Annotated in this window: 1 protein-coding gene; it reads right to left on the bottom strand. The window is 47.9% G+C overall.

Annotated elements, in window-relative coordinates:
* Nucleotides 1-605, bottom strand: a 605-nt coding sequence (locus H9625_RS17440; protein WP_191765601.1) for a transposase, incomplete at its 3' end; no start/stop codon positions are given.
* Between the last annotated feature and the right edge of the window lie 88 nt (nt 606-693).

The following is a 693-nucleotide window of genomic DNA, read 5'->3' as shown; positions in this document are numbered from 1 at the left end:
AGCAGTATCTCGGCAAGCAGGCTGGTATCAGCGATGCACTTGTCAACAGGCATCAGCGGCATGGGGGCAATCTCCACTCCTTTCTGTCCCCCGGGTGGAAGCTGCGTGTTGTCTATGAGCGCATATTTGGGGCGGATGATTTTCTTGACGTAAAGCATTCCCGGCTTGTGTTTGACAAGAGAGGTTACCTCTTCACCTATCTTGCGGTATAAGGACAGGTCCACGCCTTCCGGCTCTATCACCTCGGTTTCGAGCACGGGCAGGCCTTCTATCATTTTCCTGTTCTGGCGTTTCCGTCTTTTTTCTTCTTTGGATTCCTTTTCTATCTGCTTCACTGCCTCGTCGCGCTTTTCCTCTGCCTGACGCCGCAAGTCGGCAAATTCATCCGCAAAGAGATCCGGCATATGGGAATCAAGCGCGTGGAGCTTCTCCGATTTACGCCCAAAGAGCTGACGGTTCAGCCATGCGACCTGAGCCGTCAGCTCCTTGATGCGCGCCTGCAGTTTTTCATTCTGCTCAGCCTGTTTTTTATTAGTGGCAGACAATGAGGCAATAGAGGCATTCAGCCCTTCTATCGTCTTGAGTAATATAGCTTTTTCATCCATTGCCTGTCTCTTTTTTTACTGATGTAAAGATACTAATTATTAATGGATTATACAATAATACCAGCACTTTTTTCAATAAAAAACATGT

This window comes from Phocaeicola intestinalis (assembly GCF_014837065.1).
Lineage (GTDB): Bacteria > Bacteroidota > Bacteroidia > Bacteroidales > Bacteroidaceae > Phocaeicola > Phocaeicola intestinalis.
The sequence above is the reverse complement of the archived record's forward strand: the minus strand, read 5'-3'. Positions and strand labels throughout refer to the sequence as shown.